The 20,604-nt window shown below is 71.6% G+C and carries 15 protein-coding genes and 3 tRNA genes; 11 read left to right on the forward strand and 7 right to left on the reverse strand.

From position 1 onward, the window contains the following. Positions 1 to 326: 326 nt before the first annotated feature. Positions 327 to 1,970, reverse strand: a complete 1,644-nt coding sequence (locus ABZV42_RS16465; protein ID WP_356052320.1) for a M4 family metallopeptidase — start codon at positions 1,968 to 1,970, stop codon at positions 327 to 329. Positions 1,971 to 2,158: 188 nt separating this feature from the next. Here ABZV42_RS16465 and cutA point away from each other — a divergent pair, with 188 nt between their 5' ends. The 3 genes from cutA to ABZV42_RS16480 all read left to right on the forward strand — a co-directional run bounded on the left by cutA (position 2,159) and on the right by ABZV42_RS16480 (position 3,403). After that, positions 2,159 to 2,485 carry a divalent-cation tolerance protein CutA gene (cutA, locus tag ABZV42_RS16470; RefSeq protein WP_356052322.1) on the forward strand — a complete coding sequence of 109 codons (327 nt, stop codon included), beginning with the start codon at positions 2,159 to 2,161 and terminating at the stop codon, positions 2,483 to 2,485. Then, a complete protein-coding gene (locus ABZV42_RS16475; protein ID WP_356052324.1) occupies positions 2,482 to 2,949 on the forward strand; it encodes a gamma-glutamylcyclotransferase family protein in 468 nt (155 codons plus the stop codon). The genes cutA and ABZV42_RS16475 overlap by 4 nt, the downstream gene beginning before the upstream one ends. A gap of 262 nt (positions 2,950 to 3,211) precedes the next feature. Beyond that, positions 3,212 to 3,403, forward strand: a complete 192-nt coding sequence (locus ABZV42_RS16480; RefSeq protein WP_355976347.1) for a twin-arginine translocation signal domain-containing protein — start codon at positions 3,212 to 3,214, stop codon at positions 3,401 to 3,403. A gap of 93 nt (positions 3,404 to 3,496) precedes the next feature. On the opposite strand, the gene ABZV42_RS16485 is transcribed toward ABZV42_RS16480, so the two are convergent. After that, positions 3,497 to 5,644 carry a molybdopterin oxidoreductase family protein gene (locus tag ABZV42_RS16485; protein WP_356052326.1) on the reverse strand — a complete coding sequence of 716 codons (2,148 nt, stop codon included), beginning with the start codon at positions 5,642 to 5,644 and terminating at the stop codon, positions 3,497 to 3,499. Between the two features lie 96 nt (positions 5,645 to 5,740). After that, on the reverse strand, positions 5,741 to 6,463 hold the full coding sequence (locus tag ABZV42_RS16490) for an ElyC/SanA/YdcF family protein (protein WP_355976343.1): 723 nt from the start codon (positions 6,461 to 6,463) through the stop codon (positions 5,741 to 5,743). 430 nt (positions 6,464 to 6,893) lie between these two features. Between ABZV42_RS16490 and ABZV42_RS16495 the strand changes: the two genes are divergently transcribed. The 5 genes from ABZV42_RS16495 to ABZV42_RS16515 all read left to right on the forward strand — a co-directional run bounded on the left by ABZV42_RS16495 (position 6,894) and on the right by ABZV42_RS16515 (position 14,208). Continuing rightward, on the forward strand, positions 6,894 to 7,709 hold the full coding sequence (locus ABZV42_RS16495; RefSeq protein WP_355976752.1) for a sirohydrochlorin chelatase: 816 nt from the start codon (positions 6,894 to 6,896) through the stop codon (positions 7,707 to 7,709). 82 nt (positions 7,710 to 7,791) lie between these two features. Beyond that, complete coding sequence (locus ABZV42_RS16500) at positions 7,792 to 9,246, forward strand: deoxyguanosinetriphosphate triphosphohydrolase (RefSeq protein ID WP_355976341.1); 1,455 nt, start codon at positions 7,792 to 7,794, stop codon at positions 9,244 to 9,246. 93 nt (positions 9,247 to 9,339) lie between these two features. After that, a complete protein-coding gene (locus ABZV42_RS16505) occupies positions 9,340 to 10,605 on the forward strand; it encodes an FAD-dependent oxidoreductase (protein ID WP_355976339.1) in 1,266 nt (421 codons plus the stop codon). Between the two features lie 157 nt (positions 10,606 to 10,762). Then, positions 10,763 to 12,667 (forward strand): DNA primase, encoded by a 1,905-nt coding sequence (dnaG, locus tag ABZV42_RS16510; protein WP_356052328.1) that lies wholly within the window; start codon positions 10,763 to 10,765, stop codon positions 12,665 to 12,667. A gap of 236 nt (positions 12,668 to 12,903) precedes the next feature. Next, the gene (locus tag ABZV42_RS16515; RefSeq protein WP_355976335.1) at positions 12,904 to 14,208 is read left to right on the forward strand and encodes an RNA polymerase sigma factor; all 1,305 of its coding nucleotides are present in this window, start codon (positions 12,904 to 12,906) and stop codon (positions 14,206 to 14,208) included. Between the two features lie 69 nt (positions 14,209 to 14,277). Here ABZV42_RS16515 and ABZV42_RS16520 read toward each other — a convergent pair whose 3' ends face one another. The 4 genes from ABZV42_RS16520 to ABZV42_RS16535 form a co-directional block, all read right to left on the reverse strand. Beyond that, the gene (locus ABZV42_RS16520) at positions 14,278 to 16,206 is read right to left on the reverse strand and encodes an ABC transporter ATP-binding protein (RefSeq protein ID WP_355976333.1); all 1,929 of its coding nucleotides are present in this window, start codon (positions 16,204 to 16,206) and stop codon (positions 14,278 to 14,280) included. Next, complete coding sequence (locus ABZV42_RS16525) at positions 16,206 to 17,939, reverse strand: ABC transporter ATP-binding protein (RefSeq protein WP_355976331.1); 1,734 nt, start codon at positions 17,937 to 17,939, stop codon at positions 16,206 to 16,208. Before ABZV42_RS16525 ends, ABZV42_RS16520 begins: the two co-directional genes overlap by 1 nt. Positions 17,940 to 18,108: 169 nt before the next feature. Further along, positions 18,109 to 19,563 (reverse strand): FGGY family carbohydrate kinase, encoded by a 1,455-nt coding sequence (locus tag ABZV42_RS16530; protein WP_355976329.1) that lies wholly within the window; start codon positions 19,561 to 19,563, stop codon positions 18,109 to 18,111. Positions 19,564 to 19,687: 124 nt separating this feature from the next. Continuing rightward, positions 19,688 to 19,993, reverse strand: a complete 306-nt coding sequence (locus tag ABZV42_RS16535; RefSeq protein WP_355976327.1) for a YtxH domain-containing protein — start codon at positions 19,991 to 19,993, stop codon at positions 19,688 to 19,690. 145 nt (positions 19,994 to 20,138) lie between these two features. Here ABZV42_RS16535 and ABZV42_RS16540 point away from each other — a divergent pair. The 3 genes from ABZV42_RS16540 to ABZV42_RS16550 all read left to right on the forward strand — a co-directional run bounded on the left by ABZV42_RS16540 (position 20,139) and on the right by ABZV42_RS16550 (position 20,531). Continuing rightward, positions 20,139 to 20,211: transfer RNA gene (locus ABZV42_RS16540), tRNA-Asn, on the forward strand. Positions 20,212 to 20,216: 5 nt separating this feature from the next. Beyond that, positions 20,217 to 20,289: transfer RNA gene (locus ABZV42_RS16545), tRNA-Asn, on the forward strand. Between the two features lie 165 nt (positions 20,290 to 20,454). Further along, positions 20,455 to 20,531 (forward strand) — tRNA-Ile (locus tag ABZV42_RS16550). Positions 20,532 to 20,604: the final 73 nt, after the last annotated feature.

The raw sequence follows: 20,604 nt of genomic DNA on the forward strand, positions 1-20,604 counted from the left end.
CCGGTCACTCCGGTTCCGCCGGTGACGCGGGCGCGGCGCCGACTCCGGCCTGCCTGCGAAGCAGGTGTGACGCCGACTCCGGGCCCGCCGCCCGAGCGCGTGTTCTCCGGCGCTTTCTCCTCCGGGCGGGGATGAAACGCCCGCTCGAACGCGTATCCGCCCCAACCGCGGGGACGGCCGCGGACACGAGCGTGTGCATGCCGGTGCGGGAGGACTAGGACCCGTCCGGGCCGGACATGCTCCCGGCGAGCCGTGGGCAGGCGAACCTGACGGCGCCTGCCCACGGCGACCGGGGACCCTCCGGGACGGGAGGCGTCCGGTGCGGGTCAGCCCACGGAGACCGCCGACCAGGCCGCCGCCACGGCGTTGTACTCGGCGCTGCCCGCTCCGTACAGATCCTTGGCCGCGTTGAGCGTGGCGGTGCGCGCTCCCGCGTAGTTCGTCGACGAGGTCATGTAGACCGTCAGCGCGCGGTACCAGATCTTGCCGACCTTGTCGTGGCCGATGCCGGTGACCGTGGCGCCGTTGCAGGTGGGGGAGTCGTAGGCGACGCCGTTGACGGTCTTCGCCCCGCTGCCCTCCGAGAGCAGATAGGCGAAGTGGTTGGCGACGCCGGAGGAGTAGTGGACGTCGAGGTTGCCGACCGAACTGCTCCAGCAGTCCGCCGAGTTGCCGTCCTTGGAGGGCTTGTCCATGAAGCGCAGGGCGGGCTTGCCGAAGCCGGGGCGGACGATCTTCTCGCCGATCAGATAGTCGCCGGGATCCGAGGCGCTGTTCGCGTACCACTCCACCATGGTGCCGAAGATGTCGGAGGTCGCCTCGTTCAGACCGCCGGACTCGCCCGAGTAGGTCAGCGCGGCCGTCTTCGAGGTCACCCCGTGCGACATCTCGTGCCCGGCGACGTCCAGCGCGACCAGCGGCCCGAATGTCGAGCCGTCACCGTCCCCGTACGTCATGCAGAAGCAACTGTCGTCCCAGAAGGCGTTGTTGTAGTTGTTGCCGTAGTGGACGCGGTTGTACGAGCCTTTTCCGTCGCCCGCGATGCCGTTGCGGCCGTGGACGTTCTTGTAGTAGTCCCAGGTCTCGTTGGTTCCGTACTGCGCGTCGACCGCCGCGGAGGAACGGTCCGAAGTCGCTCCCGTGCCCCAGTGGTTGTCCGCGTCGGTGAACAGCGTCGCGGGCGCCCGGCTGAAGCAGATCCCGAAGATGCACAGGTCCGTCTTGTTCGCCGCATCGCCGGTGTACGTGTTGCCGCGTGTCGGGTCCTTCAGCTGGTACGCCGATCCGGACGCCGTCGTCTCCAGCGGAACGGTGCCGCTGTAGAGCGAACTGCCGTCGCCGGTCGCCGTCTCGACGCTGTCCCACGCGTCGATGCGCGCGCCGGTGCGGGCGTCGGTCAGGACCGTGCGGGCGACCGGGTTGCCGAGCGAGTCCTGGGCGACCGCGTCGGTGCGCCAGGCGAGCCTCGGAGCCCCGTGCAGGGCGTCGACGATCAGCCGCGGCTTCGCCGCCACCTTCTTCAGCGCCTGGCCGGGGTTGGCGGCGCGCAGCGCGTCCACCGCCAGGCCGGCCGCCTTCGCGCCGGAGAGCTCCGGGGTGACGCTGGTCAGCGAAATGGCCTTCTTCGTCGCGCGGTTCGCGCCGCGGTAGGCGCCGTTCGGGGCCAGATGGACCACGAAGTCGCCGCCGAGCACGGGAAGTTCGCGGTAGGTCCGGTCGTAGCGCACATGCTGGGTGCCGTCCTTGTCGATGACGACGTCCCGGACGGTGGTGTGCTGAGCGGAGGTGAGGCCCAGGTTCGTGGCGTGGGCCGCCAGCGCCGAGACCGCGTTCTCGATCGCGGTCGCCCGGTTCGGCGGGCTGTCGGCGTGCGCGGCCGGGGCGAGCGCGGCGGCCAGCAGGGTGACCGTGGTCACGGCCGCTCCGGCGGTGGCGAGAGAGGAACCTCGGATGTGCCGTATTCGACTCATCGGTCTCCTTGAAAAGGTGCCTTGGGGACGGCATGTGGGGGGTGGGGCCCGTGGGGGAGGCGCGTGGGGGTGGCGCTCAGAGCTGCATCCGATTTAAAGGTGCATGACATGTCATGTCCATAGCGCCTGCGTGGTGCGTACGGGATGCGGCGAGAATCGTTTCCGTACCCTCACGAATGGAGGCGATCATGGAACTGCCGGCCTGCCTGTCCGTCCTGACCACGACGGACGCGGCGGAGAAAGCCGAAGCGCTGGCCCAGGGGGCGGTGGCGGCCCGGGTCGCGGCCTGTGCCCAGATCTCGGGGCCGGTCATCTCCGTCTACCGCTGGGAGGGCGCCGTGGAGACGGCCTCCGAGTGGCGGATCCAGTTCAAGACGACCGCCGCGCGCTACCCGGCGCTCGAGGCGTATCTCCTGGACGCCCACGACTACGACACGCCCGAGATCATCGCGACCCCGGTCGTGGCGGGAAGCCCGGACTACCTGCGCTGGCTGGGGGAGGAGACAGCCCCTTGAGCCCGCCGAACCCCCGCGGCGAGGCGGAACTGCCCTTCTTCGTCTACGGCACCCTGCGCCCCGGCGAGCACAACCACGACCTGTTCCTGCGCGGCCGTACGCGCTCCGAGGAGCCGGGACGGATGCGCGGGCTCGTGCTCTACGAGGGTCCCGGATACCCGTACGCCGTCGACGGACCCGGCGGCACGGTGTGCGGCGAGATCGTGACCGCGAAGCCCGGGGCGTACGAGGAACTCCTCGCGGAACTCGACGAGTTGGAGGAGTACGTGCCGGGTGACGCGCGCAGCCTGTACGAACGCGTCGCGCGTGACGCCGTGCGGGCGGACGGCGTCACCGTCGTGCGGGCCTGGGTGTACGTCGCCGCGCCCCCGGTGACGGCCCGCCTGCGGGCAGGCGGCGCGCCGGTCGAGGACGGGGACTGGCGGGGTGACCGCGGAGACACCCCGGCCCACCGGCCCGGCTGAGCGCGCCCGTGCGGGCGGGGGGTGGGCCGGGGTGGGCCCGGCGGGTTCGGGAGCCATGGTGCGGGCGGGGAGCGTCCGGTGAGTTCGGGTGCCATGGCGCGGGCCGGGACGGGCCAGGCGGGTCCGGGTGCCATGGCGCGGGGCGCGGGGCGCGGGCGGGGAGAGGCCCGGGTGGGCCCCGGCGGATTCGGGGTGCGCCCGTGCGGGTGGCCGTTCCGTGCGCCCCCGGAGTCGGGACCGTCACCGCCCCTAGGGTCCGGCCATGACCGACCGCGACCTGACCAGACGACGTGTCCTCGCGCTCAGCGGGGCGGCCGTCGGCGCCGCCCTGGGCATCGGACTCAGTTCCTGCTCGAAAGAGGCTCCCGAACCGGCCGGACACTCCGGCTCCGGCCCGACCGAAGTCCCCGACCCCGTAGGACGGTCCGGGCCGGAAAACCCGGGCAACGGCTGACAGGTGACAGCTGACGGCTGACAAGTGACAAGTGACAAGTGGCCGGTGACCACTGGCCGTGCACCGCTCACTCGTGCACCGGCGCCCCCCGGCTCACCCCCGCCGGCCCTCGCCCACCGCCTCCACCCGCACCGCGCACGCCTTGAACTCCGGCATTCGGGAGACCGGGTCGAGAGCCGGATTGGTGAGTGTGTTGGCGCGGCCCTCCCCGGGCCAGTGGAAGGGCATGAACACGGTGTCGGGGCGGATGGAGGCCGTGATCCGGGCCGGTGCGACGGCCCGGCCGCGCCGCGACACCACCGTCACCGCGTCACCGTCCGCCGCGCCGAGCCGTTCGGCCAGCCGCGGATGCATCTCCACGAACGGGCCGGGCGCGGCCGCGTTCAGTTCGTCGACGCGCCGCGTCTGCGCCCCCGACTGGTACTGGGCCACCACCCGCCCGGTGGTCAGCAGCACCGGGTACTCCTCGTCCGGCTCCTCGGCGGCGGGCCGGTGCGACACGGGAACGAACCGCGCCCGGCCGTCCTCGGTGGCGAACCGGTCGAGGAAGAGGCGGGGCGTGCCCGGGTGGTGGGCCGCGCCGGAGTCGTCGCCACCGGGCCCGTTGGCCTGACCCGCGTCCGCCTCGGGGGCCTGCTGGGCCGGGCACGGCCAGAACACCCCGTTCTCCTCCGCCAGCCGGCGGTAGGTGATCCCCGAGTAGTCCGCAGGGCCGCCCGCGCTCGCCCGGCGCAGTTCCCCGAAGACCTCCTCCGGATCGGTGGGAAAACCCTTCTCCACGCCGAGGAGGGCGGCGAGTCCGTGCAGCACGTCGAGGTCGCTGCGTACTCCCTCGGGCGGGGTGAGCGCGCGCCGGCGCAGCAGCACACGGCCCTCCAGGTTCGTCGTCGTGCCCGTCTCCTCGGCCCACTGGGTGACCGGCAGGACGACATCCGCGAGGGCGGCGGTCTCGGAGAGGACGACGTCGGCGACCGCGAGGAAGTCGAGCGACCTCAGGCGCTCCTCGATGTGCGCGGCCCGCGGCGCGGACACCACCGGGTTCGACCCCATCAGCAGCAGGGAGCGGATGTCGGTCCCCATCGCGTCGAGGAGTTCGTACGCGCTGCGCCCCGGACCGGGCAGCGTGTCGGGGTCGATGCCCCACACCTCGGCCACATGCCGTCGTGCCGCCGGGTCGGTGAGTTTGCGGTAGCCGGGCAACTGGTCGGCTTTCTGCCCGTGTTCACGCCCGCCCTGGCCGTTGCCCTGCCCGGTGAGGCAGCCGTACCCGGACAGCGGCCGGCCCGAACGACCCGTGGCCAGGCACAGGTTGATCCAGGCGTTCACCGTGTCGGTGCCCTTGGACTGCTGCTCGGGCCCGCGTGCGGTCAGGACCATCGCGTTCTCGGGCGCACAGAACATCCTTACGGCCGCCCGGAGTTCGGGAACGGACACCCCCGTGATCCGTTCCACGTACTCCGGCCAGTGCGCCATCGCCGCCGCCCGCGTCTCCTCCCACCCGCTCGTGCGGTCCCGGATGTACTCCTCGTCCGTACGCCCCTCGGCCACGACCAGGTGCAGCATGCCGAGCGCGAGCGCCAGATCCGTCCCCGGGCGCGGTGCCAGGTGCAGGTCCGCCTGTTCGGCGGTGCGGGTGCGGCGCGGGTCGACGACGATCAGGGTGCCGCCGTTCTCCTTCAGCTCGGTGACGAACCGCAGCGCGGGCGGCATCGTCTCGGCGAGGTTGGAGCCGACGAGGATCACACAGCCGGTCCGCGGAACGTCCTCCAGCGGAAAGGGCAGTCCCCGGTCGAGACCGAAGGCCCTGACGCCGGCCGCCGCCGCGGACGACATGCAGAAGCGGCCGTTGTAGTCGATCTGCGAGGTGCCGAGGACGACACGGGCGAACTTCCCGAGGGCGTAGGCCTTCTCGTTCGTCAGCCCGCCGCCGCCGAACACCCCGCACGCGTCCGGGCCGTGGTCCGCGCGCGTGCGGGCGAGGCCCTCGGCGATCCGGGACAGGGCCTCGTCCCAGCCCGCGGGCCTGAGGACACCCCCGGAGCGGACGAGCGGCGAGGTGAGCCGCACCCGGGAGGACAGCAGCGCGGGAGCCGTGCGCCCCTTGCCGCACAGCGCGCCCCGGTTCACGGGGAAGTCCGTACGCTCGCTCACCTCGGCGCCGCCGCCCGGCGCGGGCGTCAGATTCATCCCGCACTGAAGGGCGCAGTACGGGCAGTGGGTGGGCGTCACGGAGGCCGTCATGGCCCCCAGCCTGCGGCGGACGTGTTACGCGCCGGGGAGGCGGCCGTTACGCCACCGCGGCGGAGACCTCCCGGCCCGCCGGGACCCGCCGTGAGGTCACCGTGCCGCCGCCAGGGCCCGGGTCACCCCGTGCTCCTTCGGGCCGAGGAAATGCGGATCCGGCTCGAACACCGTGTCCAGTGCGGCCTTGCCCGCCGCGAAGATCTCCCGGGTGTTGCCGTAGTACCAGGTGACGTCGTGCTTGGCGGCCACCCCGATGCCGTACGAGCGCACACCCGCCGTCCGGCACAGGGCGAGAGCCCGGCGGATATGGAAGTCCTGGCTGATCAGGACGGCCTCGTGGACGCCGAAGATCTTCCGGGCGCGGACGCAGGAGTCCCAGGTGTCGAAGCCGGCGTAGTCGCTGACGATCCGCCGGTCGGGCACCCCGTGCGCGGTGAGATAGGAGCGCATCGCGTCGGGCTCGTCGTAGTCCTTGCGGCTGTTGTCGCCGGTGACGAGGACGACCTCGATCCGGCCGGCCCGGTACAGCTTCGCGGCCGCGTCGAGACGGTGGGCGAGATACGGGGACGGCTCGCCGTCCCACAGCCCGGCGCCGAAGACGATCGCGACCTGGGTGCGCGGGGCGTCCGCCGTCGTCCGGAGCCGGTCGCCCGTCGACATGTACAGCCATGTCATCGGGAGCAGCGCCAGCACGCACAGGACCATCAACGCCTGCACGGCCCGCCGTTGCGCCGTGCGGGTGCGCGGCAGCGGAGGCAGGCGGAAGAGACCCGGTCCGCGCAGGCTCGGGCGTTTCGGGCGCGGCAGGCGCGGCATGATCGATGTCCCCCAGGTGTCGTCCCGTTTCGACAACGGAAGACGCATCGTAAGGCCGTTCGGTTCGCCCGGGTACGCCGACCCGGGCCATCCGACAGGAGGAAGCCGCAGGTGAGAGCCCTTCACCTCGGACCGGGGGAACCTTCATACCGGCCGGGGAACCCCCTCACCCCGGGCCAGGAAGCCCCCGACACCCGGCCGGGCCCCCTCACAACGGGCTGCCGCCGTTCCGTGAACCACTGGAAAACACCCGACATGCCCATGCAACCGCCCGGCAACCTCCTGCCGCCAGGATCGACCCATGACGGCCTCGAACCCCGCTCGCGACGCGCTCTCCCACCGCCTCGGCGGTCCGCCGCCCCGCGGCACCCACTTCGAAGGTCATCCCGAAGACCATCGCGAAGGCCACCTCGACAGCGCGGCTCAGCTCATGAACCGGATCGCCGGCCAGCTCGGCAGCCGGCTGAGTCTCGTCTCGCCCGACGGCACCCGCCGTCCGCCGCCGCCAGCGCTCGTGCTGGTCGCCCACGGCAGCCGCGACCCGCGCGCGCTCGCCACCGTACGCACCCTGATCGAACGTGTCCGTGAGCTGCGCCCGCACCTGCCCGTGGACCTCGGTCACATCGAGCTGAACGAGCCCCTCCTCGGCGACACGCTCTCCTCCCTGGCCGGCCGGCAGGACGCCGTCCTCGTACCGCTGCTGCTCGGCCGCGGCCACCACGTCCGGCGCGACATCCCCGCAACCGCGGCCGCCGTCCCCGGCCTGCGGGCCCGCCTCGCCACCCCGCTCGGCCCGCACCCGCTGCTCGTGGAAACCCTCTACGCCCGCCTCGTCGAGGCCGGATGGCGCACCCGGATGAGCGACTCGGCCCGCCGGGCGAGCGCCGTCGTCCTCGCGTCCGCCGGGTCCCGCGCCCCGGACTCGGCGGCCGACACCCGCCGCACCGCCCAGCTGCTCGCCGAACGCCTCGGTGTCCCCGTCGTCCCGGCGTACGCCTCCGCAGCCGCGCCCACCGTTCCCGCCGCCGTGCGCTCGCTCGCCGCCCGGGGCCGCCACCGGATCGCCGTCGCCTCGTACTTCACCGCCCCGGGCCGCTTCGCCACGCAGTGCGCCGAGGAGGCCCCCTGGATCTGCGCCGAGCCGCTGGGCGACCACCCCGCGATGGCGCGTCTCGTCCTGCACCGCTACGACCAGGCCGTCGCGGCCCCCGAGTCCGCCCAGGAACGCACCCTGATCCCGGCCTGAACCCGGCCCCCTCGGCCGTGCCCGCTTCCGCGCCGCCGGCGCCCCCGTCCCGATTGTCACCGCCTGCGTCTACTGTCGGGGCATGGAAGGCATGGCACCGAGGACCGAAGACACCGCACCGCAGGCACACGAGAACCACACCGCCCACCATCTCCACACGGCCCCCGAGAGCCACACGGCCCACGACGAGTACGACCCGTCGGCCGTCGAGCGCTGGGCCGTCGAGCCCGACAAACGGCCGGGCCGCACCGCCTTCCAGCGCGACCGCGCGCGGGTACTGCACTCCGCGGCCCTGCGCCGTCTGGCGGGCAAGACCCAGGTCGTCACCCCCGGAACCCTTCCCCAGGTGCTCGGCACCGCCGGATCGGGCGGTGCGCCCATCCAGTTGTGGGACGCCAGCCCGCGGACCCGGCTGACCCACTCCCTGGAGTGCGCCCAGGTGGGCCGCGAGCTCGGAGCCGCCCTCGGCTGCGACCCTGATCTGGTCGAGGCGGCCTGCCTCTCGCACGACCTGGGCCATCCGCCCTTCGGGCACAACGGCGAGCAGGCGCTCAACGAATTCGCCGAGGACTGCGGCGGGTTCGAGGGCAACGCCCAGTCGCTGCGCCTGCTCACCCGGATCGAGCCCAAGCGCTTCGTGCGCCGCGACATGGTCACCTCGGCCTCCGCCGCCGCGGGCGACGATCTCGTCAGCGTGGGCCTCAACCTCACCCGCGCCGCCCTGGACGCCGCCACCAAGTACCCGTGGCCGAGAGGCGCCCGTCCCGCCGACCCGAAGTCGCCGAAATTCGGGGTCTACGAGGACGACCGGCCGGTGTTCGACTGGATCCGCGAGGGCGCCCCCGGCACGCGTACGTGCTTCGAGGCCCAGGTGATGGACTGGGCCGACGACGTGGCGTACTCGGTACACGACATCGAGGACGGCCTGCACGCGGGCCACATCGACCCCGCCAGCCTGCACGCCGGACCCGAACGCCGGGAGATCTTCGCCGTGGCCGTCGGGCGGTACGTGCCCGAGGACACCGATCCGGCCGAGCTGGCCGAAGCCCTCGACCGGCTCCTCGGCCAGGAGTGGTGGCCGCACGGCTACGACGGATCGGCCGTCGCCCAGGCCCGGCTGAAGGACGCGACCAGCCAGCTCATCGGCCGCTTCTGCCTGGCCGCGGAGGGTGCCACCCGCGCCCGGTACGGCAGCGGACGCCTCACCCGCTACGCGGCGGAACTGGTCGTCCCGCGCGCCGCCCGGCTGGAGTGCGCCGTCCTCAAGGCCGTCGCCGACCGGTATGTGATGCAGCGCGCCGAACAGGAACTGCTCCGCGCCGACCAGCGGATCGTCGTCGCCGAACTGGCCGAGGCGCTCACCGCACGCGCCCCCGAGGTGTTGGATCCGCAGTTCCGGGCACTGTTCGAGCACGCGGCCGACGACCGCGCCCGCAAGCGCGTGATCGTGGACCAGATCGCATCTCTCACCGATGCCTCGGCGCGTTCCCTGCACCTCAGACTCACCACGCGTTCCCATGGAGGCGGACAGGTGTGACCCTGCGTGGCCTGATCGGGCCACTACCCCTTCCCGCATCACGCTCCGTGCGGGACGCTCGCATATGGCGACATCCTTACGAGGAGGCATCAAGTGGTCGACGCGGATCAGACATTCGTCATCGTCGGAGGAGGCCTGGCCGGAGCCAAGGCGGCCGAGACGCTCCGAGCGGAGGGCTTCACCGGCCGCGTGATACTGATCTGCGACGAACGCGACCACCCCTACGAACGCCCGCCGCTGTCCAAGGGCTACCTCCTCGGCAAGGAGGAGCGCGACAGCGTCTTCGTGCACGAACCCGCGTGGTACGCGCAGAACGACATCGAGCTGCACCTCGGCCAGACCGTCGACGCGATCGACCGCGCCGCGAAGACCGTCCGCTTCGGCGACGACGGCACCCTCGTCCACTACGACAAACTGCTCCTCGTGACCGGCGCCGAGCCGCGCCGCCTCGACATCCCGGGCACCGGCCTCGCCGGCGTCCACCATCTGCGCCGCCTCGCCCACGCCGAGCGACTCAAGGGCGTCCTCGCCGCGCTGGGCCGTGACAACGGCCACCTCGTCATCGCCGGAGCCGGCTGGATCGGCCTGGAGGTCGCCGCCGCGGCCCGCGAGTACGGCGCGGAGGTCACCGTCGTCGAACCCGCGGCGACCCCGCTGCACAACGTGCTCGGCCCCGAGCTGGGCGAGCTCTTCGCCGAACTGCACCGCGAGCACGGGGTGCGTTTCCACTTCGGCGCCCAGCTCACCGAGATCGTCGGCCAGGACGGCATGGTCCTCGCCGCCCGCACCGACGACGGCGAGGAGCACCTCGCCCACGACGTCCTCGCGGCCATCGGCGCCGCCCCGCGCACCGGCCTCGCCGAGGCCGCCGGCCTGGAGATGGCCGACCGCGCGCACGGCGGCGGCATCGCGGTCGACGACCAGCTGCGCACCTCCGACCCCGATGTGTACGCCGCCGGTGACGTCGCCTCCTTCCACCACGGCCTCTTCGACACCCGGCTGCGCGTCGAGCACTGGGCCAACGCCCTCAACGGCGGACCGGCCGCCGCCCGCTCGATGCTGGGCCGCGGTGCGGTGTACGACCGGGTGCCCTACTTCTTCTCCGACCAGTACGACCTGGGCCTCGAGTACTCGGGCTGGGCGCCCCCGGGGACGTACGACCAGGTGGTGATCCGCGGCGACGCGGGCAAGCGGGAGTTCATCGCCTTCTGGGTGAAGGAAGGGCGGCTGCTCGCCGGGATGAACGTGAACGTGTGGGACGTCACGGATCCCATCCAGCGGCTGATCCGCTCCCGGGCCCGGATCGACACCGAGGCGCTCGCCGACCCCCGCGTCCCGCTGGAGAGCCTGGCCCCGTGACGGGCCCATGACGCCGGCCGGGCGGCTCCACCGCCGCCGTTCCGGCCGGGTCCGTACCGTCCGCCGTGCCGGGAATATCCGGGGTGCGCCCCCGGACCCGGCACGGTGGCAGTCCACCTGCCCCGGGAGTGTCGGTGCGGCCCCGTAGAATCACCTCGTGGCAGGCAGGATCAATGACGAGGACGTGAAGGCGGTTCGGGACGCGGTCCCGATCGACGCCGTGGTGTCCGAATACCTTCAGCTGCGCAACGCGGGCGGCGGAAACCTCAAGGGACTCTGCCCCTTCCACGACGAGAAGTCACCGTCTTTCCAGGTCAGCCCCAGCAAGGGCCTCTTCCACTGCTTCGGCTGCCAGGAGGGCGGCGACACCATCACGTTCGTGATGAAGGTCGACCACCTCACCTTCTCGGAGTCGGTCGAGCGCCTCGCCGCCCAGGCCGGCATCACCCTGCGCTACGAGGAGGGCGGGTACAACCCCGCCAACCAGCGCGGCGAGCGCATCCGCCTGGTCGAGGCGCACAAGGCCGCCGCCCAGTTCTACATCGAGCAGCTCGGCACCAGCCCCGAGGCCGACACCGGCCGTACGTTCCTCGCCGAGCGCGGTTTCGACCAGGCCGCCGCCGCCCACTTCGGCGTCGGCTACAGCCCCCAGGGCTGGGACCACCTCACCCGCCACCTGCGCGGCAAGGGCTTCACCGACAAGGAGCTGGTCCTCTCCGGACTCGCCCAGGAGGGCCGCCGCGGCCCCATCGACCGCTTCCGCGGCCGCCTCATGTGGCCCATCCGCGACATCGGCGGCGAGGTCGTCGGCTTCGGCGCCCGCAAGCTCTACGAGTCCGACAACGGACCGAAGTACCTGAACACCCCCGACACCGCGATCTACAAGAAGTCCCATGTCCTGTACGGCATCGACCTCGCCAAGAAGGACATCGCCAAGAGCAGCCGGGCGGTCGTCGTCGAGGGCTACACCGACGTCATGGCCTGCCACCTGGCCGGGATCACCACGGCCATCGCGACCTGCGGCACGGCCTTCGGCGGCGACCACATCAAGATCCTCCGCAGGCTGCTGATGGACAACGGCTCGGCCCGGGTGATCTTCACCTTCGACGGCGACTCGGCCGGCCAGAAGGCCGCCCTGCGCGCCTTCGAGGACGACCAGAAGTTCGCCGCCGAGACCTACATCGCCATCGCCCCCGACGGCATGGACCCCTGCGATCTGCGCCTCGCCAAGGGCGACGCGGCCGTCGCCGACCTGGTCGAACCCCGCACCCCCCTCTTCGAGTTCGCGCTGCGCCAGATCGTCCTGCGCTACGACCTGGAGACCCCGGCGGGACGCGCGGCCGCCCTCGACGAGGCCGCCCCGGTCGTCGCCCGCATCAAGAACAGCGGCGCACAGCACGAGGTCGCCGTACAGCTCGCCGGCATGCTCGGCATCCTCGACACCCAGTTCGTCGTCAAGAGGGTGTCCCAGCTGGCTCGTTGGGCCCGCGACCGCGGCGGCATGGGCCCCGCCCCGGCCGGCGGCCGTCCGCAGCAGACCTATGCCGCCGCTCCCCAGGCACCCACCGGCGGCCCGGCTCTCACCCTGCGCAACCCCGTCTTCGCCACCGAGCGAGAACTGCTCAAACTCGCCCTCCAGCGGCCCGAGTTGGTCGCCCCGGCGTTCGACGCGTACGGCATGGACGAGTTCACTGCCCCGCCCTACGCCGCCGTGCGCCAGGCCGTCATGGACGCGGGCGGCACCGAGTACGGAGTCCAGGACCCCCAGGAGTATCTGATCCGGGTCCGCGACGAGGCCCCGGACGACACGGTGCGCGCGATGGTCACCGAGCTGGCCGTCGAGGCGATCCTGCGCAAGACCGTCGACGAGACCTACGCGGGCGACCAGCTCGTCATGGTCCGCCGCCGCGCCGTCGACCGCCGGATCCGGGACGTCCAGGGCTCCCTGTCCCGCCTCAGCGCGGGCGGCGACCCGGCTCAGCTGGCCGCCGTGCAGAACGAGTTGTGGGTGCTCCAGCAGTACGGTCAGGCGCTGCGCGAGCGGGGCGCCGAAGCCCTCTGAGGCCGCAGGACACCTCCGAGGGCCTGTTCCGGGAGGTGCCAGGCGGGGCCCGCGGGGCGCGACGGGCGGCGGAAGCGGCCCGCGCATGTGCCAATCCCGCATCCGCCTTCGAAGGTTTAGCCTCCGCTGAGCTGCGCACTCGTCAGAGACGGTAACCACGCGGTCACGGACCGGACGCAAAAAGTCACCGCACGCCCCTCGTGGCGGCGATGTGTCGTACTCCACACTGGGTTCCGGTGCCTGAGTCCTCGGAGCGCGGCCGACCCGCACGCGACGGGTTCCCCATCCCCGCGGTTCCGTCAAACGACTGCGGGATGGACAGCGGCGAGGCCGTCGACCCCATCCCCGACGTACCGCTGCCGCACGCCCCAGCAGCGACATCCCTGGAGGTCGCCCCCGTGCAGACCCAGACCCTCGCCCAGACCGACAACACCACCGACACGGACGCGGAACCCGGCGTCGTCGGGGCGGTCCCCGCGCAGCGCCGCGCCGCGCACCACCCCGAGGGCGGGCCGGAGAGCCCTCCCGAGGCCCTCGGAGACGGTCCCGGCGCGGAGGCCGCGGTCGAGGTGGAGACCGAGGCCCCCGAACCCGTGGAACCGGTCCGAAGCCGCGCCGCCGACACCGGTGGCCCCTCGTCCGACCTGTTCCGCCAGTATCTGCGGGAGATCGGGCGGATCCCGCTGCTCACGGCGGCCGAGGAGGTCGAACTCGCCCGCCGCGTCGAGGCCGGGCTGTTCGCCGAGGAGAAGCTGCGGCTCACCCACGGCCTGGACGACCGGCTCGCCCTGGACCTGGACAAGATCGTCGTCATGGGCCGGATGGCCAAGCGGCGGCTCATCGAGGCGAACCTGCGGCTCGTCGTCTCCGTGGCCAAGCGGTACGTGGGCCGCGGTCTGACCATGCTCGACCTGGTCCAGGAGGGCAACCTCGGCCTGATCAGGGCCGTCGAGAAGTTCGACTACGCCCGCGGCTACAAGTTCTCCACGTACGCCACCTGGTGGATCCGGCAGGCCATGTCGCGCGCGCTCGCCGACCAGGCGCGCACCATCCGCGTCCCCGTGCACGTGGTCGAGCTGATCAACCGGGTGGTCCGCGTCCAGCGCCGGATGCTCCAGGAGCGCGGCTACGAGCCCACGCCCGAGGAGGTCGCGGCCCAGCTCGACCTGTCCGGCGAGCGGGTGAGCGAGGTCCTGCGGCTGGCCCAGGAGCCGGTGTCCCTGCACGCGCCCGTGGGCGAGGAAGACGACGTGGCCCTCGGTGATCTCATCGAGGACGGCGACGCGACCTCTCCGGTGGAGTCCGCCGCGTTCCTGCTGCTCAGGCAGCATCTGGAGGCGGTGCTCTCCACCCTCGGGGAGCGGGAGCGCAAGGTCGTCCAGCTTCGGTACGGGCTGGCGGACGGGCGGCCGCGCACGCTGGAGGAGATCGGCCGCATCTTCGGCGTCACGCGTGAGCGCATCCGGCAGATCGAGTCCAAGACCCTCAACAAACTGAGGGACCATGCCTTCGCCGACCAGCTGCGCGGTTACCTGGACTGAGGCGGGAAGCTCCCCGTGCGCCGGAGGGACCGGGTTCCTGGGCCCCTCCGGCGTTCGAGAACCGAACCGTTAGTCGACCTCTGCCACCGCCTGGGCGAACTGGGCCTGGTAGAGGCGGGCGTAGGCTCCGCCGGACTCCAGCAGTTCCGCGTGGGCGCCCTGCTCCACGATGGACCCGTCCTCCATCACGAGGATGGTGTCCGCGTCCCGGATCGTCGACAGGCGGTGGGCGATCACGAACGACGTCCGCCCGTGCGCCAGCTTCGCCATCGCCTTCTGGATCAGCACCTCGGTCCGGGTGTCCACGGAGCTGGTCGCCTCGTCGAGCACCAGGATCACCGGGTCCGACAGGAACGCCCGGGCGATGGTGATCAGCTGCTTCTCGCCCGCGCTGACCCCCGACCCCTCGTCGTCGATCACCGTGTCGTAGCCATCGGGCAGCGTACGGATGAACCGGTCGGCGTGCGCCGCGCGCGCCGCCTCCTCGATCTCCCCGCGCGTGACGTCCCGCGAGGCCCCGTACGCGATGTTGTCGGCGATCGTGCCGCCGAACAGCCAGGTGTCCTGGAGCACCATCCCTATCGCGGACCTCAGCTCGTCGCGGGACATGGTCGCCACGTCGACCCCGTCGAGGGTGATCCGGCCGCCCGTGACGTCGTAGAACCGCATGAGCAGGTTCACCAGCGTCGTCTTGCCGGCGCCGGTCGGGCCGACGATGGCCACCGTGTGACCCGGCTCCACCTTCAGCGAGAGGTCCTCGATGAGCGGCTTGTCCGGGTCGTAGCGGAAGGAGACGTTCTCCAGCGCCACGCGCCCGCGCAGCTCCTCGGGACGGGCCGACACCGTCGGGTCCGCGTCCTGCTCGTCCGCGTCCAGGATCTCGAAGACCCGCTCCGCCGACGCGACACCCGACTGCACCAGGTTCGCCATCGACGCGACCTGGGTGAGCGGCATCGAGAACTGGCGGGAGTACTGGATGAACGCCTGCACGTCACCGATCGACAGCGAGCCCGAGGCGACCCGCAGACCGCCGACGACCGCCACCAGCACATAGTTCAGGTTCGACACGAACATCATCAGCGGCTGCATCACACCGCTGTTGAACTGCGCCTTGAACCCGGCCTCGTACAGCTTGTCGTTCTGCTCGGCGAACTGCGCCGCCGACTCGTCCGCCCGCCCGAACACCTTCACCAGGTTGTGGCCGGTGTACATCTCCTCGATGTGGGCGTTGAGCTTGCCGGTGGTGCGCCACTGCTGCACGAAGTGCGGCTGCGAGCGCTTGCCGATCCGGGTGGCGACGACGAAGGACAGCGGCACCGTGACCAGCGCGACGAGCGCGAGCAGCGGCGAGACCCAGAACATCATCGCGAGCACGCCCACGATGGTCAGCAGCGAGTTGACGAGCTGGCCCATCGACTGCTGGAGGGTCTGCTGGATGTTGTCCATGTCGTTCGTCGCGCGGCTGAGGACCTCACCGCGCTGGCGCTTGTCGAAGTACGACAGCGGCAGCCGCGACAGCTTCGCCTGAAGGTCCTCGCGCATGCGGTAGACGGTCTTGTTGACGGCCCGGTTCACCAGCCGCGTCGCCACCGCCATCAGCAGGCCGGCCAGCAGGAACGTACCGAGCGCGAACAGCAGGACGTGTCCGACCGCGGTGAAGTCGATGCCCTGGCCGGGGATGAAGTCCGTCCCCGAGAGCATGTCGGCGACGGCGCCCTTGCCGTGCGCGCGCAGCGAGTCGAGTGCCTGGGCCTTGGTGGCCCCGGCCGGCATCCGGCGCCCGACGATCCCCGCGAAGACCAGGTCGGTGGCCCTGCCGAGGATCTTCGGGCCGACCACCGAGAGCCCCACGCTCAGCACGACGGCGACGAGCATCACGTAGAGCGTGGCGCGCTCGGGCTTGAAATGGGCGAGGAGCCGACGGCCCGACACCTTGAAATCCATCGAGCGCTGGTCAGGGCCGCTCCCGGCCATCATGCGCCCCATAGGCCCGGCCATCAGGCGGCCTCCGCTTCCGTCAGCTGGGAGAGCACGATCTCCCGGTAGGTCTCGTTGTCCGCCATCAGTTCGTGATGGCGTCCGGTGCCGACGACCCGGCCCTCGTCGAGGACCACGATCCGGTCGGCCTCCCTGATCGTCGACACCCGCTGGGCGACGATCACCACGGTCGCCTCCGCGGTCTCGGCGGTGAGGGCCGAGCGCAGCGCCGCGTCCGTCGCGTAGTCGAGGGCCGAGAAGGAGTCGTCGAACAGGTAGATCTCGGGGCGCTGCACGAGGGTGCGGGCGATGGCCAGACGCTGGCGCTGGCCGCCGGACACGTTCGTCCCGCCCTGCGCGATCGGCGAGTCGAGGCCGGTCTCCAGCGCTTCCACGAAGCCCTTGGCCTGCGCCACCTCCAGCGCGTGCCACAGCTCCTCGTCGGTCGCCTCCGGGTTTCCGTACCGCAGGTTCGTGGCGACCGTCCCGGCGAACAGGTACGGCTTCTGCGGGACCAGCCCGACCGTCCTGGCCAGCAGCTTCGGCTCGATGGTCGCGACGTCCACGCCGTCGACCAGCACCTGGCCGTCGGTGGCGTCGAACAGCCGGGGGATCATGCCGAGCAGAGTCGACTTGCCGCTGCCGGTCGAACCGATGACCGCGGTCACCTCACCGGGGCGGGCGACCAGGTCGACGGACCTCAGGACCGGCTCCTCGGCGCCCGGGTAGCGGAACCCGGCCTCGCGGAGCTCCAGGTGGCCGTGCCGGCGCAGTTCCAGGACCGGCGCGACGGGCGGGACGACGCTGCTCTCGGTGCCGAGGACCTCCTGGATGCGCTCGGCGCAGACCTCCGCGCGCGGCACCATCATGAACATGAAGGTGGCCATCATCACGGACATGACGATCTGCATCAGATAGGCCAGGAACGCGGTCAGATCGCCGATCTGCATGCCGCCGCTGTCGATGCGGTGGGCGCCGAACCAGACGACCGCGATGGACGACAGGTTCACCACCGTCATGACGATCGGGAACATCAGGGCGAGCATCCGGCCGGTGGCCAGCGACGTCTCGGTGAGGTCGGTGTTGGCGCCCTTGAAGCGGTCCTTCTCGTAGCCGTCGCGCACGAACGCGCGGATCACGCGGTTGCCGGTGATCTGCTCGCGCAGTACCCGGTTCACGGTGTCCAGGCGCACCTGCATGGTGCGGAACAGCGGCCGCAGCCGGCGCACGATGAGGGTCACGCAGATGCCGAGCGTCGGCACCACGGCGATGAGCACCGCGGACAGCGGCACGTCCAGGCCGAGGGCCAGGATGATGCCGCCCACACACATGATCGGCGCCGACACCAGCAGGGTGAACGTCATCAGCGTGAGCATCTGCACCTGCTGGACGTCATTGGTGGTGCGGGTGATCAGCGACGGCGCGCCGAAGTGGCCCATCTCACGCGCCGAGAACGACTGCACGCGGTCGAAGACGGCGGCCCGGATGTCCCGGCCGACCGCGGACGCCGTACGGGCGCCGTAGTAGACGGCCCCGATGTTGCAGACGACCTGGGTCAGCGAGATGCCGATCATCAGGGCGCCGAAGGACAGGATGTAGCCCGTGTCCCCCTTCACGACACCGTTGTCGATGATGTGCGCGTTCAGGGTGGGCAGGTAGAGCGTGGCGCAGGTCTGAAGGAACTGGAGCAGCACCAGCAGGGCGATGGGTTTCTTGTACGGACTGAGGTGGGTCCGCAGGAGTCGTATGAGCACGCGGGGTCTCTCGGAATCGTGGACGGCGGGGGTGACCGACGGGTTGTGCATGGTGCACGCACCACCCCCTATCGTCGGACACTCCCCCTGCGTTACCTCAACCGATTAACCCAAGTGCGGTCCAAAAAAGGACGCCGCCTCCGTCTTCGGTCGTACGTCCGTCAAGGGGCTACGCCCGGAACGCCCCGGGATGCGTCTGTTCGCGTACGGAGACGTACTGCTGCCGCACGGCCTGCCCGACGGCGAGTTCGTCGCCGGGTTCCAGCACCTGGGCGACCGGACCCTGCCAGACGGGTGGGGTCCGCGGGTCGAGAGTGCCCTGCGAGACACCGAGGGCCCAGGCCGCCTGACGGGCCGCGCCGAGCGCCGCGTAGTCCGCGGGCTGCGGCACGACGACCTGCGCGCCGAACAGCGCGGGCGCCACGGCCTGGACGGCGGGCAGCTCGGCCGCCTGGCCGAGAAGGAAGATCCGGCGTACGTCGACACCCCGGCCGCGCAGCACGTCCAGGGCGTCCGCGAGCCCGCACAGCATGCCTTCGAAGGCAGCCCGCGCCATGTGCTCGGGCTTCATCGACTCCCGGCGAAGACCCGCCAGCGTCCCCGCCGTGTGCGGCAGGTTCGGGGTTCGCTCGCCCTCCAGGTACGGCAGCAGGACGAGCCCGTGCGAGCCCGGGGTCGACTTCATCGCCAGGTCGGACAGCCCTTCGAGGTCGGACACACCGAGGAGCTCGGCGGCCCCGCGCAGGGCCCGTACGGCGTTGAGCGTGGTGACGACCGGGAGGTGCATGCCGGTCGCGTCCGCCAGGGAGGTGATCATGCCGGTGGAGTCGGCCAGCGCCTCGGTGTGGACGGCCATCACGGAGCCGGAGGCGCCCAGCGACACCACCGCGTCACCGAGCCCGATGCCGAGCCCGAACGCCGCCGCCATGGTCTCGCCGGTCCCGGCGGAAATCAGCAGGCCCTCGGGGGTGGTCCCGGCGGCCTCGGAGGGGCCGAGCACGTCCGGCAGCCCGGCCTGGTGGCCGAGCGCCAGTTCGACGAGATCCTGCCGGTAGGAGCCGGTGGAGGCCGACCAGTACCCGGTCGCGGAGGCTCCGCCCCGGTCCGTGGTCCTGCGCACGGGCCGGCCGAGAAGCTGCCACACCAGCCAGTCGTGGGCCTGCAACAGCATGCTGGTGCGCCGCGCGGCCTCCGGCTCGGTCTTGCTCAGCCAGCGCAGCTTGGTCACCGGCTGCGCGGCCTGCGGGACGCTGCCCACCGCCTGCGCCCACGCCTCGCGCCCACCGAGCGCGTCGATCAGATCGGCCGCGGCGACCTGCGCCCGCTTGTCGCCGCCGACCATCGCGGGGCGCACGGTGTTGCCCTGCGGGTCCATCGGGACGAGCCCGTTCTGCTGGGCGGACACGCCGATGGCCTGGACGCCTTCGAGCAGGCCGCCCGCGGCGGCCTCGCCCAGGGACAGCAGCCAGGCCTGCGGATCCACGTCGGAGGGACGGCCGCCACCCTCGCCTGCGTCGATCGGATGCGGCGCATACCCCTGCCTCAGCACGGCACCCGTGTCCGTGTCGCAGATGACGATGCGAGTGAAATCGGGCGCACTGTCCAGCCCGGCGACTATCCCCATGGCGGAAATTCTGCCGTACGGCGAGCGCCGATGGCGCCGGGCCGGCACAGAGGCCTCACCCGGCGCCGTGCGGCACGCTCCGAACGCCTGAACCAGGGGGTGCCGTCCGGACCGGTCGGGGTCCCTAGGTGTTGCTGGTGCCCCAGTCGTCCTCGCCGGTGGCGGACGCGTTCCGCTCCCGCAGGGAACGCACGCGGTCCGAGACCGAGTCGGGGACGCGGTCGCCCACCTTCTCGCTCACGGTGTGCAGCGCCTTGCCCGCGATCTCCTTGCTCTGCTGCGCCGCGGTCTCGGCGGTGTTGCGCACCGCGGGGTTCTGCGCGACCTGGCGCATGGACTTCTTCAGCTGTTCGTAGCGCTCGCGCCCGGCCCTCGTGCCGAGCACGTAACCCAGGGCCAGTCCGGCGACGAACGTGAGCCGGTAGCGCATGACGGCCACCCTTCCCTTGCGGTCGGCATCGGTGCGGGGGGAACCGATTGGCGGAGCACCCCCCTGCTTGCGCTAATGTATGTGTCGCAGCAAGCGCACGCCCCCTGGCGAATACCCAGGTGGGTGCGTTCGATGCAAAGATCGATCCCCTGTAGCTCAATTGGCAGAGCAGCCGACTGTTAATCGGCAGGTTACTGGTTCAAGTCCAGTCGGGGGAGCTCGATCTCCTGTAGCTCAATTGGCAGAGCAGCCGGCTGTTAACCGGCAGGTTACTGGTTCGAGTCCAGTCGGGAGAGCAACGAAAGAGGGCCCTTCGGGGTCCTTTTTCATGTCCGCAGGAACCGCCCAGGGCATGCCGAAGGCGTCATGGTCGCGCGAAGCCGACCAGCCGGAGCAGGAGATCGTATGAGCGGCTATGCTGCGGCAGACGGCGCGCACAAATGTGCGCGGCGCGCCGTAACGGGGCGGTAGCTCAGCCGGTTAGAGCAGCGGACTCATAATCCGTCGGCCGTGGGTTCGAGTCCCACCCGCCCCACCACGCAGGCACCGGCCAGGGTCGTCGCCGGTCTCCGGGACGGCTGTCCCCCGAGGCGCGAGGCGCGATCCAGAGG

The organism is Streptomyces sp. NPDC005281 (genome assembly GCF_040607495.1).
Classification (GTDB): domain Bacteria; phylum Actinomycetota; class Actinomycetes; order Streptomycetales; family Streptomycetaceae; genus Streptomyces.

Bases quoted from the DNA above. Each gene is read 5' to 3' on its own strand.
- ABZV42_RS16535 (WP_355976327.1), bottom strand. From the start codon at position 19,993: ATGCGCTACCGGCTCACGTTCGTCGCCGGACTGGCCCTGGGTTACGTG.
- ABZV42_RS16490 (WP_355976343.1), bottom strand. From the start codon at position 6,463: ATGCCGCGCCTGCCGCGCCCGAAACGCCCGAGCCTGCGCGGACCGGGT.
- ABZV42_RS16520 (WP_355976333.1), bottom strand. From the start codon at position 16,206: ATGGCCGGGCCTATGGGGCGCATGATGGCCGGGAGCGGCCCTGACCAG.
- ABZV42_RS16480 (WP_355976347.1), top strand. From the start codon at position 3,212: ATGACCGACCGCGACCTGACCAGACGACGTGTCCTCGCGCTCAGCGGG.
- ABZV42_RS16465 (WP_356052320.1), bottom strand. From the start codon at position 1,970: ATGAGTCGAATACGGCACATCCGAGGTTCCTCTCTCGCCACCGCCGGA.
- ABZV42_RS16530 (WP_355976329.1), bottom strand. From the start codon at position 19,563: ATGGGGATAGTCGCCGGGCTGGACAGTGCGCCCGATTTCACTCGCATC.
- ABZV42_RS16500 (WP_355976341.1), top strand. From the start codon at position 7,792: ATGGAAGGCATGGCACCGAGGACCGAAGACACCGCACCGCAGGCACAC.
- ABZV42_RS16485 (WP_356052326.1), bottom strand. From the start codon at position 5,644: ATGACGGCCTCCGTGACGCCCACCCACTGCCCGTACTGCGCCCTTCAG.
- cutA (WP_356052322.1), top strand. From the start codon at position 2,159: ATGGAACTGCCGGCCTGCCTGTCCGTCCTGACCACGACGGACGCGGCG.
- ABZV42_RS16495 (WP_355976752.1), top strand. From the start codon at position 6,894: ATGAACCGGATCGCCGGCCAGCTCGGCAGCCGGCTGAGTCTCGTCTCG.